The organism is Bacillus sp. FSL K6-3458 (genome assembly GCF_038005045.1).
GTDB classification, from domain to species: Bacteria; Bacillota; Bacilli; order Bacillales; family Bacillaceae; genus Bacillus; species Bacillus altitudinis.
In genome coordinates this window covers 1,152,678-1,166,324 of record NZ_JBBOSI010000001.1, presented here as the reverse complement: position 1 = coordinate 1,166,324, position 13,647 = coordinate 1,152,678, and the positions used below count along the sequence as shown (strand labels likewise).

The following is a 13,647-nucleotide window of genomic DNA, read 5'->3' as shown; positions in this document are numbered from 1 at the left end:
TTTGTGATCATTGTTTCAGCTTTTCTTCCAGTTTCGCAATGGACATGACCCATCCAATCAAAATCGGTTGTCCGATTAATCTCATCCATAACAAGGCTTGTTCTGTGCTCTCTTGCCCTGGAAATGGAATCCCTTCTCTCGCAGCAAATAGGTTCGCAGGGAAAATGAGCACCAGATAGACAGCGATCATTTTTGCTGCCACAATCCTTACGTTTGGAAGAAGCAGTAATACGGCGAGCAGCCATTCCAAACATGCGGTGGCATAAATGATGCCATAGGGAAATGGCCATCCAGACATCATGCGGGCAAAGCCGCTTGGCTCTATCACATGAAAAACACCGGCTGCTATAAATAAAAGCGCGAATGCGTATGTACTTCCTATATGTAGGATGCGCTTCATGTTCGTTTCCTCCTCCCTCCTTCTCAAGTATTACCCGAATGAAGGAGGAAACTATCCACTTTTCGTACATTTATATTCTTTATGTAAGACGCATCAGCTAAGGTAAAGGTTTCATCCGCTTTTCAATAAAAAAGAAGATTCTTTCATACAAACGCTTTCAAAGCATGTATAATCAGAGAAAAGCAGAAGGAGGGAATGTGATGATTCGATTTGCTGTCATCGGAACGAATTGGATTACAGATCGATTCTTACAGGCTGGTGAAGGAGTGGCGGATTTTACATGTACGGCCGTCTATTCTCGGTCTGCTGAAAAAGGACAGGCATTTGCAGACAAGTATGGCATTGATACCGTCTTTACTAATTTACAGCAAATGGCGGCAAGTGATGCGTTTGATGCTGTGTATATCGCAAGTCCAAACGCCCTTCACAAAGAGCAAGCGATGCTGATGATGGCGCATCAAAAACATGTATTATGTGAAAAACCATTGGCCTCTCACCGGAAAGAGGCTGAAGAAATGATTGCTGCTGCGAAAAAATATCAGGTGTGCTTAATGGAAGCGATGAAGACAACATTTCTGCCGAATTTTCTTCAAATCAAACAGCATCTTGATCAACTAGGCCCCATTCGGCAAGTGATCGCTCATTACTGTAAATATTCCTCAAGATACGATGCCTACCGAAACGGTGAGATTCCAAATGCTTTTAAGCCGGAATTATCCAATGGTTCCTTAATGGACATCGGCGTGTATCTTGTCTTTCCCATCATTTATTTATTCGGGCTGCCACATCAAATCACCGCGAGAGGCTATACACTTTCTTCTGGAGTAGATGGGAGCGGTTCATTACTTTTACAATATGAAGGGCATCAAGCACTGCTTTTCCATTCAAAAATCTCAACGTCTCATGTATCTGCTGAAATTCAAGGGGAGGATGCCACAATGGTGATTGATCAATTTCACCGTCCTTCTCGTATCACCATCCATGATCGAAATGGACAGCAAACCGATATTTCTCTCAAAGATGATCAACCTGCTATGTATTATGAAATCGATCACTTCATTCAATGCATCAAGCAAAAAAAGGGACAGTCGCCAGTCAATACATTTGCCTTATCCGTTCAAACCATGTCCGTCATGGACGAGGCGAGAAGACAAATGGGCATTATCTATCCAGCCGACAGACAAATGTAATGAGGCGTTGAATGAACAAAGGGCGTTTTACAGCCCTTTGTTTGTTCGTGTGAATCTAGTTTGCCGCTAATACATCGGCAAATGCTTTCACATATGGCGGAAGGTCCGGCGGGCGTCTGCTTGATACAATATGACCATCTGTCACAACGGCTTCATCAAACCATTCCGCTCCAGCATTCGTCATATCATCTTTAATACCAGGTGTACTCGTTACTTTTTTACCTTTCAGGATACCAGCTGAAATGAGCACCCATCCGGCATGACAGATTTGTCCGATCGGTTTGCCCTTTGCATCAAACGTACGAACGATGTCTAATACTTCTGGATATCGGCGCAGTTTATCCGGTGCCCATCCCCCAGGAACGAGAACCGCATCATAATCATCTGCTTGAATGGAATAGAAGTCTGCATCTGATACAGCTGGCACTCCGTACTTCCCGATATATTCATGATCTGCTTTTTCGCCTACGAGATGGACAGTTGCCCCCTCTTCTCTTAATCGCAAAACGGGATACCATAGCTCTAAATCTTCAAAATCATCACTGACTAACGCAATGACCTTCTTATTTGATAAACGCATAACATCTCTCCTTTTCTTCGGATTTCCTCTATTGTACGAGATCATCTCTTAAAAAGAAAAGCGGTTCCCCTTGAGGAGAACCACTTTCGATTATTCACTGATCTTGAATTTTTTAATTAAGTCACGCAATTCTTCCGCCATTTGGGAAAGCGTCGTCGAAGAAGAACTAATCTCTTCCATAGATGCCAGCTGTTCTTCTGCTGATGCCGCGATATCTTGAATACTTGCTGAACTCTCTCTCGATACATCTGCAATTTCATTCACAGCTTTAGAAATTTGCTCAGATCCTTTTGAAAGCTCACGAACTGTCGTATTCATTTCATTGATTCTTGTCGCAATTTCTGCCGTTTGCTGATTGATTTGTGAGAAGCTTTCTTTTGTTTGGTCTGTAATTGATAGGCCATTTTTTACTTCTTCATTCACAGATTTGAACATATTTTGAGACGTTTCTATTTCAGAGACAATTTCTTTGACGAGTTTTTCAATCTCTTTTGCAGAATCTGATGATTGAACCGCCAGCTTACGGACTTCTTCTGCTACAACCGAGAAGCCTCTGCCTGACTCGCCCGCACGTGCTGCTTCAATGGCTGCATTCAGAGCCAGTAAATTCGTTTGATCTGCTATACCGTTAATCACACCTAAAATGTTGGTGATATCTTTTGATTTATGCTCTAATCCGTTGATCACACTTTCAGCTTCTTTCACTGAATGATCAATCGTTTTCATTTGGCCAACTGTCTGTTCAACAAGCTGTCCGCCTGTTTCTGCGACTGTTTTTGATTGAACCGATGATTCTGTAATGACATCAGATGTTTGTGCAACTTCATTTAGCCCTTCGTTCATTTGTTTCAAGTGGGCTGCACTTTGTTCCACCATTTCACTTTGATTTTCGTTTCCGTTCGAGAATGTTTCAATGGATGATGTAATATGTTCGGTTGCTTTTGTCGTTTGACCTGCACTTGCCGTCAATTCTTCCGACGATGACGCCACGTTTTCAACAGATGTCTGTACAGCTTGGATGACGTCTCTGAGTGACTCACTCATTTCATTAAAACTTGTACCGAGCTGACCAATTTCATCCTTTGATTTAACATCAATTTTTTCTGTTAAATCTCCTTCGCTAATCTTCTTAGAAGAGGAGACAAGCATAGAAAGTGGTTTTGTAATGGAACGGATGATAAAGAAGATGAGAATCCCGCCAATGATGAGCGCACCAGCTAATATAATGGCCGCCATGTTGAAGACTGGCTGCGCCGCTTCTTCTACTTCATTGACAAACATTGTACCGGCAATTTTCCAACCAGTCGCTTTGTTTGTTGTGAACTCCATTTGCTTTTCTTTTCCTTCAAACATATAACTCATTGAACCTTTGTCTTGTGTATAAAGCTTGTCTACCCAATCACCTGTTAATTTTGTTCCTGCTTTTTTCGTTGGGTGTGCCACGTATGTTCGATCTGGGCTGCCGATAAAAGCATGACCTTCTTTACCAATATTGATACTATTAGACTCTTTTACTAGATTCGCAATGTCCAGGTTCATGGCAATAACACCAGAACCATCCTCTAGTTTTTTTGAAATCGTCACAACAAGCGTACCAGTTGATGCGGTTGGATATGGAGCGGAAACAGACAGCTCACCGTTTTTCGCCCAGCCATCTTTGTACCAATCCCGCTCAGTTGCGACATAATCAGCAGGCATTTTTTGATTAGGATATCTTGAGAACACTTTTCCATCACTTGAAGCAACAAAGATGCCTTCTGTGTCATCATTCATGCTCATGAACTGCTCAAAGCGTCCTTGAATATCAGTCGTTCCTTTTTGCCCCAGCTTTTTCTCAGTAATCCATTTGCTAAAGAAATCGGCTGCGTCTGTTTTTACTTTTACAACCTTCGTAATGTTTTTGTCCAGCTGTTCTACATTTTCCTTTGCACTTTGCATGATTTGATCATTTAAAGAGGTGCTCGCCGTATGATATGAAGAGAATGCCAATACGATAATTGGGCATAAAAGAATAAATAAGAAAGAGAAAACGAGCTTTTTTGATATCGATGGTTTTTTGAAATACTGTATGAAATTCATAAAAAAGAAAACTCCTTTTAGTAAGATAGTATATATATCGGAAGTACTACTAGGTTCTTTACTTTTTTAACTTATTAAAGTCTAGATAAGTCCAAAATACCCAAATTATGTGCAAAGAACGGAAAAACCCCTGACATCAAAACGTCAGGGGTTCCAGATTATTGACAAAGGGCTAAAATGAACTTGATTTTAGCCCTTTGTCTTCTTTTCAGCGTGATAGAAAACCTTTGCAGCCCTAGGAAGGACGAGTACTGGTGCGGAGCGAATTTGAATTCGTGAGCACCAGCACGCAGGACTGACACCGAATGCGAGGGTTTGTCTACACGCTGAAACACCTGACGTCAAAACGTCAGGTGTTCTACTATGACTCTTATATTTTAAATTGTTTGATGAGCTCTCTCAGTTCTTCTGCCATTTGAGATAAAGTGGCGGAAGATGAGCTGATCTCTTCCATTGATGCCAGCTGTTCTTCTGCTGAAGCCGCAATATCTTGGAAACCTGCGGAACTTTCACGTGAAAGCTCTTTGATTTGATTGACTGCTTGTGAAATATCGTTTGAGCCATGAGAAAGTTCTTGGGCTGATCCGTTCATTTGTTTCATTTGTTCTGTCATTTCTGATGTCTTATGGGTGATTTTCTCAAAACTCACTTTCGTTTCATCTGTAATGTTTAATCCAGATTGAACTTCACCTGCTACTTGTCTAAACATCTTCTGCGACTTTTCAATTTCATCTACAATTTCGTTCGTTAGGCTTTCAATTTCTTTTGAAGAGCTGCCTGATTGCTCTGCCAGCTTGCGGACTTCTTCTGCGACCACAGAGAAGCCTCTTCCTGCCTCACCTGCACGTGCGGCTTCTATCGCTGCATTTAAAGCGAGGAGGTTCGTCTGATCTGCAATGCCGTTGATGACTCCAAGAATGCTTGTAATGTCCTTAGATTTCTGTTCTAGCCCTGCAATCACAAGCTCTGCTTCTTTCACTGCTTGTTCAATCGTTTGCATTTGACCTGCTGTTTTTTGAACGAGCTCTCCACCAGCCTGAGCGGTTTTGCTAGACTCGATAGATGATTCCATCATGTGAGAAGTCGTGTTGACCATATGTGATAAACTGCGATCCATGTCGTTTAGCTGGACAGAGCTTTTTTCGATCATCTCATTTTGATGTTCATTGCTGTTTGAGAACTGTTCAATAGATGAGGTAATATGCTCAGTTGCTTGGGCTGTCTGTCCTGCGCTAGCCGTTAATTCTTCAGATGAGGCAGCAACATTTTCAATTGAATTCTGAACGGCTTGAATGACTTGTTTCAGCTTTGCCGACATATCGTTAAAGCTCTGTGCAAGTTTGCCTATTTCATCATGTGTGCGCACCTCAATATGCTGGGTGAGATCCCCCTGACTGATTTTCTCAGCCGATTCAGAGAGCTCTATGAGTGGTTTTCGGATCGATTTAATAATAAAATAAATCGCGATTCCACCGATGACAATCGCAGCAGCTAGGATGATCATGGTTAAGTCAAGCACTGGCTGCGCGGCTTCTTTCACTTCGTTGACATACATTGTTCCCGCGAGCTTCCAGCCTGTCGCTTCATTTGTGTCATAAAACATTTGCTTCGGCTGTCCGTTGAATTCATATTCGAAACTGCCTTTTTTATTGTGATACATTTTTTCGATGAAATCGCCTGTCAGTTTCGTCCCGGCCTTTTCCGTTTTATGAGCAATGTAACGTTGGTCTGAGGTAGCGACAAACGCATAACCTTCTTGACCAATTTTGATACTGTTTGTATCTTTCACAATTGTGTTCAATCGTACATTTATGCCGATAACACCAGAACCATCTGCTAACTGTTCTGATATTGTGATGAGCAGGTCATCTGATGACTTGTCTGTAAAAGGATCTGAAATGATGAGTTTGTCATCTCCCATTGATTGTTGAAACCATGGTTCATTTTTTGCGCTTTTGGCACTGCCTTTATGAATCTCGGAATATTCAGTTAGTTTACCATTCTGATCTGCAACAAATACTTCTACGACATCGTCGTCTGTTTCCGATAGTTGCTCTAATTTCACCTTAAGTAAATCCTTATTTTTAGAGGCCAGTTCCTTTTTTTTCACCGATTTAGATAAATATGAAACAATATCAATTTTAGGCTGTACATCTTTATTGATCAGTTCATTTAATTGATTCACACCATTTGCAGCGCTAGACATAATCTCATCATTGAGAGACTTAGACGCCACTTCATAGGAAAATGCGGCCAACACAAGAATGGGCACTAGGAGAATCGCTAAGAATGCAGTAATTAATTTCTTTGACATCGTAAAGTGCTTAAAAAAGTTGATTTTTTTCATGACTCTACTCCTTTTGATTTATGATTTGGGATCATCCCCCTCTATTCTTAGGTAATACGGATTATTTTTCAAGGTGTAATGTTCAAAAAACCACCAAAATAAGCATATTTACCTATTTCTTTCGATTTATTCACTTCAAAAAAAGAACCCCCTAGCTGGAGGTTCTTTTCATTTGGTTTATTCGACTTTAAATTTGCTAATCAAATCACGTAATTCTTCTGCCATTGAAGAAAGGGTGGCAGAGGATGAGCTGATCTCTTCCATTGATGCCAGCTGTTCTTCAGCTGAAGCGGCAATGTCTTGAATATTGGCGGAGCTTTCACGTGATACGTCTGCAATCTCACGGACAGCCTCAGAAACATGTGCAGATCCTTTTGACAACTGGACAACTGTTCGATTCATTGTTTGGAGCTGATCTGAGATTTCTTTGGTCATGTCGAAAATATTGTGGAAGCTGACTTTCGTTTGTTCAGTAAAGCTTAAGCCTGATTGAACTTCTTGATTTACTGCTGTGAATACTTCTTGTGATACATCAATATCTTGAACGATTTCTTTGATTAAGTTTTCAATTTCTTTCGCTGAGTTGGCAGATTGAACAGCAAGTTTTCTTACTTCTTCTGCTACAACGGAGAAACCTCGACCAGATTCTCCAGCTCTTGCTGCCTCAATCGCTGCATTCAGCGCAAGTAAATTCGTTTGATCTGCGATGCCATTAATGACACCAAGAATCTGGGTAATATCTTTTGATTTGCTTTCTAGCGCACTGATGACACTCTCTGCTTTTTTCACTGATTGATCAATCACGTTCATTTGAGAAGCGGTTTTTTCTACTAGCTGTCCGCCTTCTCCTGCAATCTCTGTTGATTTGATGGATGAAGCGGTAATCGATTCGGCCGATTCATTCATGTGCTGAAGGCCTCTGTTCATTTCTTCTAACTCTTCTGAGCTTGATTCCACTTTATCATTCTGGCTTTCGTTACCAGTAGAGAATTGTTCAATGGCTAATGTAATATGCTCTGTTGCTTTACTTGTTTGTCCTGCGCTTGCGGTCAGTTCTTCTGATGAAGAAGCGACATTTTCAACGGAGGTTTGGACGGCACCAATGAGGGATCTTAATGAGTCAATCATCGTATTAAAGCCTTTACCAACTTGTCCTATTTCATCATCTGATTGAATCTGAAGTTTATCACGTAAATCACCATCGCTGACCTTTTTCGAGAAACGGGCCAGATTGGATAATCTATTTGAAATAGAGCGGACAATAAAGAAGATGAGGGTTCCTGCTACGATCAGTGTCACACTGAACACAATAATGGCTGTATTGAAAACGGGTTTAGCTGCATCCTCTACTTCTGATACGAGCATCGTGCCGCCGATTTTCCAGCCGGTTAGTTCATTGGTGACATAAGCTACCTTTTTATCTGTTCCATTGAGTGTATAGCTGCCGTTTCCTTGTTTGTTTTTAAAAATAATGTTCGCCAAATTCTCATTGACTTTGCTTCCTGGCTTTTGGGTTGGATCTGCTAACACGGTTTTATCCTTCTCCATGATGAAAGCATATCCTTTTTGACCTATTTTGATTTCTTTTAGCTTTTGAATGAGGCTGTCAATTTCCATATCAAGACCAATCACCCCTGAGCCATCTTTCGTTTTTTGGGCAATGGTGATGACCATTTTACCTGTAGATGCTGCGACATATGGCTTCGTGATGACTTGTTTACCATCAGCACTCATGGCCTCTTGATACCATGGACGCTCTCGCGGGTCATAGCCTTCAGGCATTTTTTGAACTGGGTATTGCATGAACAAACCCTTTTCTGAACCTGCATAAATGGCTGAGACATCTTTTTCATTAATTTTTCCATATTGCTGCAATTCTTTAATGGTAGCTTTTCTATTTTTTTCTTGAAGATTAGCCGCTTTGAGATCATCTGTAAACAGAGTCACAGCCTCTGCCTTGTTCCCAATATTCTCATCGATTAAGGTATCAAATGCATTGACCTGACTCATTGCACTGCCCATAATCTGCTTGTCTAACTCTGTTTTTGATGTGAAAAATGCACTGATTGTGAGTGCGACGGTTGGCAGTATGAGGACTACCAAAAAGGCAATAACTAATTTTTTAGAAATGGATGGTTTTTTGAACCCTTGGATCATTTTTCCCATTTTCTCTTTCCCCCTTTACTTCTCTAAAGTTATTATCGGATGAAAGGTTTATTTTTAGAGGGCTGGAAATGACGTTTAAAAATAAAAAAAATACCCAGACAATTCTGGATATTTTTTCATCGTTTTTTAATCAATTTTAAATTGACTTGTCAGCTCTTTTAGTTCCTCAGCCATATTGGCAAGTGTGACAGAAGAGGACGAAATTTCTTCCATAGATGCCAATTGTTCTTCAGCAGATGCCGCAATATCTTGAATGTTCGCCGCACTTTCTCTTGAAACTTGACGCATCTCTTGCATGGCTTGTGATACAAGTTTTGATCCGCTTGATAGGTCAACCGCTGTATCATTTAATTGAGTGAGTTTTTTCGACATACCTTCTGCCGCCTCATAGATGTTTTGGAAGCTTTCTTTTGCTTCTTCTGTCATCCCAAGTCCTGCATTTACTTCTCGGTTAACAGCTTTGAACATCTCTTGAGATTTGGAAATTTCCAACACAATTTCTTGGATCAGCTTTTCAATTTCTTTCGCTGAATCTGCGGATTGGACTGCTAGTTTTCTGACTTCCTCTGCTACGACAGAGAAACCGCGCCCTGATTCACCTGCTCTTGCTGCTTCTATGGCTGCATTGAGTGCAAGTAAATTCGTTTGATCTGCGATGCCATTAATGACATTTAAAATGCTGGTAATATCTTTAGACTTGTATTCTAATTCTTTCATGACTTGTTCGGCTTCTTGTACAGATGTATCGATATGTTTCATTTGATTCGCTGTGCTTTCAACGATACGTCCACCTTGTCCAGCCGCTTCTGTCGATTGAATGGAGACAGCAGTCACTTCTGATGAAGTTTGTGACATACCTTGTAATCCTTCATTCATTGCGACAAGCTGATTCGTGCTAGATTCGACTTTCTCATTTTGTGCTTCATTCCCATTTGAGAATTGTTCAATCGACATGGTGATATGCTCTGTCGCCTGACTTGTTTGGCTGGCACTAGCAGTCAGCTCTTCTGAAGCTGAAGCTACATTGTCGACAGATTGCTGGACCGCTCGGATAACTTCACGCAAAGATTCACTCATCTTACTAAAGCTTCTTGTGAGGTCTCCTATTTCATCCTTCGATTTGGTTTCGAGGGTTTCCGTTAGATCCCCTTCACTCACCTTTTCTGAGAAATCAACAAGCCTTCTAAGTCCAATTGTGATGGAGCGAACGATAAAGAAGATCGCAATACCGCCAAGGATAAAAGAAGAAATTAAAAGAATAATGGCAGAATTCCAAACTGGCTGTGCTGCTTCTTCTGTTTCTGATACAAACATCGTTCCAGCAATTTTCCAACCTGTTAAATCATTTGTTACAAAAACGAGGCGTTTTTGCTCTCCTTTATTCTCATAAGTTGATGTTCCTTCTTTGCTGCTGTAAAGGATTGATGAAATATTTTCAGTCACTGCAGATCCTGATTTTTCTTCTGGATGAGCGACAATCTGTTTATTTTTATTTGCAATAATTGGATATCCTTCTCGTCCAATTTTAATGTCTTTGATTTTATCCACAATATCCTGTACATCAATATCAATCCCAATGGCTCCCGACCCGTCCTTCAGACGCTGAGCGATTGTGACAACCATGCCGTTTGTTGTGGCAGAGATGTATGGATTGGTGACCACAGGTTCACCTTTTTCGTCCTGCATCGCCGCTTTATACCAATCACGAGTTGTTGGATCATAGCCTTTTGGCATATCTACTTTAGGGAACTGAATAAAGTCACGATTTTTACTTGCTGCATAAAACCCAACCACATCGTCTTCATTGATTTTACTGTATATCTCAAAATGCTCATACAGTTCGTCCTGGTTTTTCTTTTTAAAGTCTGCAGCACTGGATGTTTCGGTAAACAGTTTGACTGCGTTCTCCTTATTCAAAAGCTTTTGCTCGATCATGTCATTCAGCTCATTGACTCTTGCGTTTGCTCCGTACATGATTTCATGATCTAATTCTTCTTTGGCAATCTGATATGAAATCGTACTGAGTGTAATGATAGGCAAGACGAGAACAAGTGTGAATGAAATAATCAGCCTTTTAGAAATCGATGGTTTTTTCAACCATTTTATGATACTTTTCATGTTTTTCCTCCTTTTAAACGTTATGTTTTATATCGGACAGCTTCATATTATTTTCATGTTTTTCAAATAAAAAGGATGTCTTTTTGTTTATTTCCACAAATTGATTCCTTGCCCAAGCATCCCGCATACGCTAATACAAAAGGGGGCGCTTTTCATATGATTATCCTTTCAGGACAGCCAGTGACAAATGAGCAGCTGGCATCGTTTCAGCTAGAAGGACAAAAGCGGATCATTTTGATGCAGTTACAAGCCTCAAATGATACGTTCCGTTATAGGCAGGCATCTGATTTGTTATTTGAAGTGACTTTAAGATCGAATATCATGAATGCGGCAAGAGATTTGAATAAGAGCGGTGCCTCATTTGCTATCTTTCAAAGGTCCCGTGCGAATGACGCCTATTGGCGTGTATCAGAGGCCGGAGCGTTAGAACTGCGCTATCAAGTCGAGCCATCTACAGGGATTAAAGACATCTTTGAAAATGGCTCAAAATATGCCTTTGAATGTGCCACAGCGATTGTCATTGTGTTTTATATGGGGGTCTTGCAAACGGTAGGAGACGAGAAGTTCAATCGAAGACTTAGAAGTTTAACACTGTATGACTGGCACTATGATACATTGTCCATTTATACAGAGCGCGGAAATGATTTTATTTATGGGGATTGCCTATATTTCGAGAATCCAGAGTTTAGCTATCAACAGTCTCAATGGCGCGGAGAAAATGTGATTTACTTAGGGGAAGATCAATATTATGGGCATGGGCTTGGGATCTTAACAGCTGCAGAGATTATCGATAAATTAAATGCCAGAAGACGGCCAGGGGCGGTTCAGTCCGCTTATTTACTGCCGCAGACTACTAGGATGGATGTTATTTATCTCAGGCAAATGTTTGGCAGCTAAAAAAGGCCTCTTGTCTATAGGTTATGACAAGGGGCCTTTGTATGCCTTGCGTTTTCGGTAATCATGGAGCGTGCCAAGCATTGCGTTTGCTAGGATTTCCATTTCTTCTAGATCGTTTCTTGTGACTGGAGGGTCGTGCTGATTCCATTTCACATAACGAACGAAATAGTAATGACGAATGGGGGTAAGAACGGCAGGGGAGTGCGGAAAATCATCAAATAGAAATTCAATTTGTCCTTTTTTCCGATATGAATGTTTTAAGATTTCCATCCTGTCACACCACCCATCATCAAATTATATCTGCGTAAGTTCATGCATGATCTCTTCAACGGTTAAAATGGAATGAATACGGCCAACCCCCTGACCTGCCCAAAGAGCCATTTGTTCTGGGTTTCCTGCAGCAGCTGCCGCTTTTCGCATCGGTGTTGTCCATACATGCTGTATAGGATAGGGAAGAACCCGGTCTTCATTTCGTCTTTCTTCCTCCATCCACTGATTGACAATACCTCTGGCTTTTTTTCCAGAGAAAAGCCGTGTCATCGCTGTTTCACTGCCTTCTGCCTGTAACAGCGCCTTTTTGTACACATCTGCCGCAGCACTTTCTTGACTCGCTAAAAATCGTGTCCCTATTTGAACCGCATCTGCTCCAAGTGCTAGTGCTGCTTTCATAGTGGTCCTGTCTGTGATACCTCCAGCTGCAATCAATGGGATATGACAGACAGACTTGACATCACTGATCAGGCAGAAAAGTCCCTGCAGAGCATCTCCCTTTGAAGGTAAAAAGGTGCCTCGGTGCCCTCCTGCTTCGCTTCCTTGAAGAACAATGGCATCCATTCCTTTTTCTTCTAAAAGCAGTGCTTCTTTTTTTGTTGTAGCTGTTCCGATGAGAAAGATCCCCTTTTGTTTCAGGTGATGAATTGTTTGTTCGTTTGGACAGGCAAATGTAAACGACACAGCCAGGACTTCTTCTTCTTGAAGAATGTTGATTTTTTGTTCATAGTCCTTCCATAATTCTTCTTCGCTAGGGATTATCTGTGCTTCTGGTATGACAGGCAGCCGATCTGTCCAAAATGATACATCTTCTGTTTTCGTTTCTGAAATGGGTTCAGGGACAAACACATTCACTTGAAATGGACGAGATGTCAGCTGTTTGACCTGTCTGATTTGCTGCCTCATCTTTTCAGGCTGTACATAACCACTTGCTAAGCTGCCGAGACCGCCATATTGTGAAACAGCGGCGACAAGTTGCGGCGTCACCGCTCCTCCTGCCATTGGTGCTTGAATGATGCCATGTTCAATTTGAAGTAACGCTGTGAATTCTCCCATCTTCTCCCCCACCCTTACTCGTTAGATGACACCTGTACATAAAAGTGACGATGTCTCGGTCCGTCAAACTCACAAAAATAGATTCCCTGCCACGTTCCAAGCACAAGATCACCATGATGGACAAGAACGTGCTGAGATGCTCCCATATAACTAGCTTTCATATGCGCTGCTGTATTGCCTTCCATATGACGATCTTTTGAATGTTCCCACGGAAAGACTTCGTCAAGCCGGCGCAGCATATCTCGTTTGACGTCTGGGTCGGCATTTTCATTAATGGTGATTCCAGCCGTCGTATGTGGACAATAGACCATAACCGTTCCGTTTTGAATCCCAGTTTCCCGGACATATTGCTGAACTTCATGGGTAATGTCTATCATGTCATCGTGTTTGTCTGTTTGTACGTTGATTTTTTTCATTTCACTGGCTCCTTTTGATCATGTCTATAAAACCATACCCTTTTTATGTGAAATCAATCACTGCCGGTTGGCAGAAACAAATCTTCTTACCTAAAGTTTACCAAGCAAAAAAACCTCGTCAATAGCTC

General features: G+C 41.3%; 11 protein-coding genes and 3 pseudogenes. 2 read left to right on the top strand and 12 right to left on the bottom strand.

All coding sequences use genetic code 11. The features are described from left to right. Positions 1 to 7 precede the first annotated feature (7 nt). On the bottom strand, positions 8 to 400 hold the full coding sequence (locus tag MHH23_RS05985; RefSeq protein ID WP_268431534.1) for a DoxX family protein: 393 nt from the start codon (positions 398 to 400) through the stop codon (positions 8 to 10). Positions 401 to 600: 200 nt separating this feature from the next. Between MHH23_RS05985 and MHH23_RS05980 the strand changes: the two genes are divergently transcribed. Further along, positions 601 to 1,590 (top strand): Gfo/Idh/MocA family protein, encoded by a 990-nt coding sequence (locus MHH23_RS05980; RefSeq protein WP_125589757.1) that lies wholly within the window; start codon positions 601 to 603, stop codon positions 1,588 to 1,590. A 55-nt stretch (positions 1,591 to 1,645) separates the two neighbouring features. Here MHH23_RS05980 and MHH23_RS05975 read toward each other — a convergent pair whose 3' ends face one another. From MHH23_RS05975 to MHH23_RS20115, 8 genes and pseudogenes are all read right to left on the bottom strand, one after another. Further along, complete coding sequence (locus MHH23_RS05975) at positions 1,646 to 2,170, bottom strand: type 1 glutamine amidotransferase domain-containing protein (RefSeq protein ID WP_008344162.1); 525 nt, start codon at positions 2,168 to 2,170, stop codon at positions 1,646 to 1,648. Positions 2,171 to 2,260: 90 nt separating this feature from the next. Then, on the bottom strand, positions 2,261 to 4,249 hold the full coding sequence (gene tlpB / locus MHH23_RS05970) for a methyl-accepting chemotaxis protein TlpB (protein WP_039169704.1): 1,989 nt from the start codon (positions 4,247 to 4,249) through the stop codon (positions 2,261 to 2,263). Positions 4,250 to 4,619: 370 nt separating this feature from the next. Beyond that, positions 4,620 to 5,567: a methyl-accepting chemotaxis protein gene (locus MHH23_RS20140; RefSeq protein WP_370539194.1), complete on the bottom strand. Its 948-nt coding sequence runs from the start codon at positions 5,565 to 5,567 to the stop codon at positions 4,620 to 4,622. Next, positions 5,559 to 6,455: pseudogene (locus MHH23_RS20135) on the bottom strand (HAMP domain-containing protein); the annotation flags it as partial. The gene MHH23_RS20140 and the pseudogene MHH23_RS20135, both read right to left, overlap by 9 nt. 318 nt (positions 6,456 to 6,773) lie before the next feature. Beyond that, on the bottom strand, positions 6,774 to 7,724 hold the full coding sequence (locus MHH23_RS20130) for a methyl-accepting chemotaxis protein (protein WP_445285662.1): 951 nt from the start codon (positions 7,722 to 7,724) through the stop codon (positions 6,774 to 6,776). Further along, a pseudogene (locus tag MHH23_RS20125) lies at positions 7,719 to 8,606 on the bottom strand (HAMP domain-containing protein); the annotation flags it as partial. The gene MHH23_RS20130 and the pseudogene MHH23_RS20125, both read right to left, overlap by 6 nt. 282 nt (positions 8,607 to 8,888) lie before the next feature. Then, a complete protein-coding gene (locus MHH23_RS20120; protein ID WP_370539193.1) occupies positions 8,889 to 9,716 on the bottom strand; it encodes a methyl-accepting chemotaxis protein in 828 nt (275 codons plus the stop codon). A 114-nt stretch (positions 9,717 to 9,830) separates the two neighbouring features. Further along, positions 9,831 to 10,697, bottom strand: a pseudogene (locus MHH23_RS20115) (cache domain-containing protein); the annotation flags it as partial. A gap of 339 nt (positions 10,698 to 11,036) precedes the next feature. Here MHH23_RS20115 and MHH23_RS05950 point away from each other — a divergent pair. Then, complete coding sequence (locus MHH23_RS05950) at positions 11,037 to 11,777, top strand: protein-glutamine gamma-glutamyltransferase (RefSeq protein ID WP_008345763.1); 741 nt, start codon at positions 11,037 to 11,039, stop codon at positions 11,775 to 11,777. 21 nt (positions 11,778 to 11,798) lie between these two features. Here the strand turns inward: MHH23_RS05950 and MHH23_RS05945 are convergent, their stop codons facing one another. Genes MHH23_RS05945 through MHH23_RS05935 form a run of 3 tightly spaced genes read right to left on the bottom strand, consistent with a single transcriptional unit; the run spans position 11,799 to position 13,519 of the window. Beyond that, positions 11,799 to 12,047: a hypothetical protein gene (locus MHH23_RS05945; RefSeq protein WP_041091815.1), complete on the bottom strand. Its 249-nt coding sequence runs from the start codon at positions 12,045 to 12,047 to the stop codon at positions 11,799 to 11,801. 24 nt (positions 12,048 to 12,071) lie between these two features. Further along, the gene (locus MHH23_RS05940) at positions 12,072 to 13,103 is read right to left on the bottom strand and encodes an NAD(P)H-dependent flavin oxidoreductase (RefSeq protein ID WP_178897267.1); all 1,032 of its coding nucleotides are present in this window, start codon (positions 13,101 to 13,103) and stop codon (positions 12,072 to 12,074) included. Between the two features lie 14 nt (positions 13,104 to 13,117). Further along, entirely contained in the window at positions 13,118 to 13,519 is a 402-nt protein-coding gene (locus MHH23_RS05935) for a secondary thiamine-phosphate synthase enzyme YjbQ (protein WP_025207889.1), read from the bottom strand. Positions 13,520 to 13,647 lie beyond the last annotated feature (128 nt).

What these genes read in the sequence shown, in the direction of transcription:
- MHH23_RS05985 (WP_268431534.1), bottom strand. Translation starts at nt 400, where the DNA reads ATGAAGCGCATCCTACATATAGGAAGTACATACGCATTCGCGCTTTTA.
- MHH23_RS05980 (WP_125589757.1), top strand. Translation starts at nt 601, where the DNA reads ATGATTCGATTTGCTGTCATCGGAACGAATTGGATTACAGATCGATTC.
- MHH23_RS05975 (WP_008344162.1), bottom strand. Translation starts at nt 2,170, where the DNA reads ATGCGTTTATCAAATAAGAAGGTCATTGCGTTAGTCAGTGATGATTTT.
- tlpB (WP_039169704.1), bottom strand. Translation starts at nt 4,249, where the DNA reads ATGAATTTCATACAGTATTTCAAAAAACCATCGATATCAAAAAAGCTC.
- MHH23_RS20140 (WP_370539194.1), bottom strand. Translation starts at nt 5,567, where the DNA reads ATGTCGGCAAAGCTGAAACAAGTCATTCAAGCCGTTCAGAATTCAATT.
- MHH23_RS20130 (WP_445285662.1), bottom strand. Translation starts at nt 7,724, where the DNA reads ATGATTGACTCATTAAGATCCCTCATTGGTGCCGTCCAAACCTCCGTT.
- MHH23_RS20120 (WP_370539193.1), bottom strand. Translation starts at nt 9,716, where the DNA reads ATGTCGATTGAACAATTCTCAAATGGGAATGAAGCACAAAATGAGAAA.
- MHH23_RS05950 (WP_008345763.1), top strand. Translation starts at nt 11,037, where the DNA reads ATGATTATCCTTTCAGGACAGCCAGTGACAAATGAGCAGCTGGCATCG.
- MHH23_RS05945 (WP_041091815.1), bottom strand. Translation starts at nt 12,047, where the DNA reads ATGGAAATCTTAAAACATTCATATCGGAAAAAAGGACAAATTGAATTT.
- MHH23_RS05940 (WP_178897267.1), bottom strand. Translation starts at nt 13,103, where the DNA reads ATGGGAGAATTCACAGCGTTACTTCAAATTGAACATGGCATCATTCAA.
- MHH23_RS05935 (WP_025207889.1), bottom strand. Translation starts at nt 13,519, where the DNA reads ATGAAAAAAATCAACGTACAAACAGACAAACACGATGACATGATAGAC.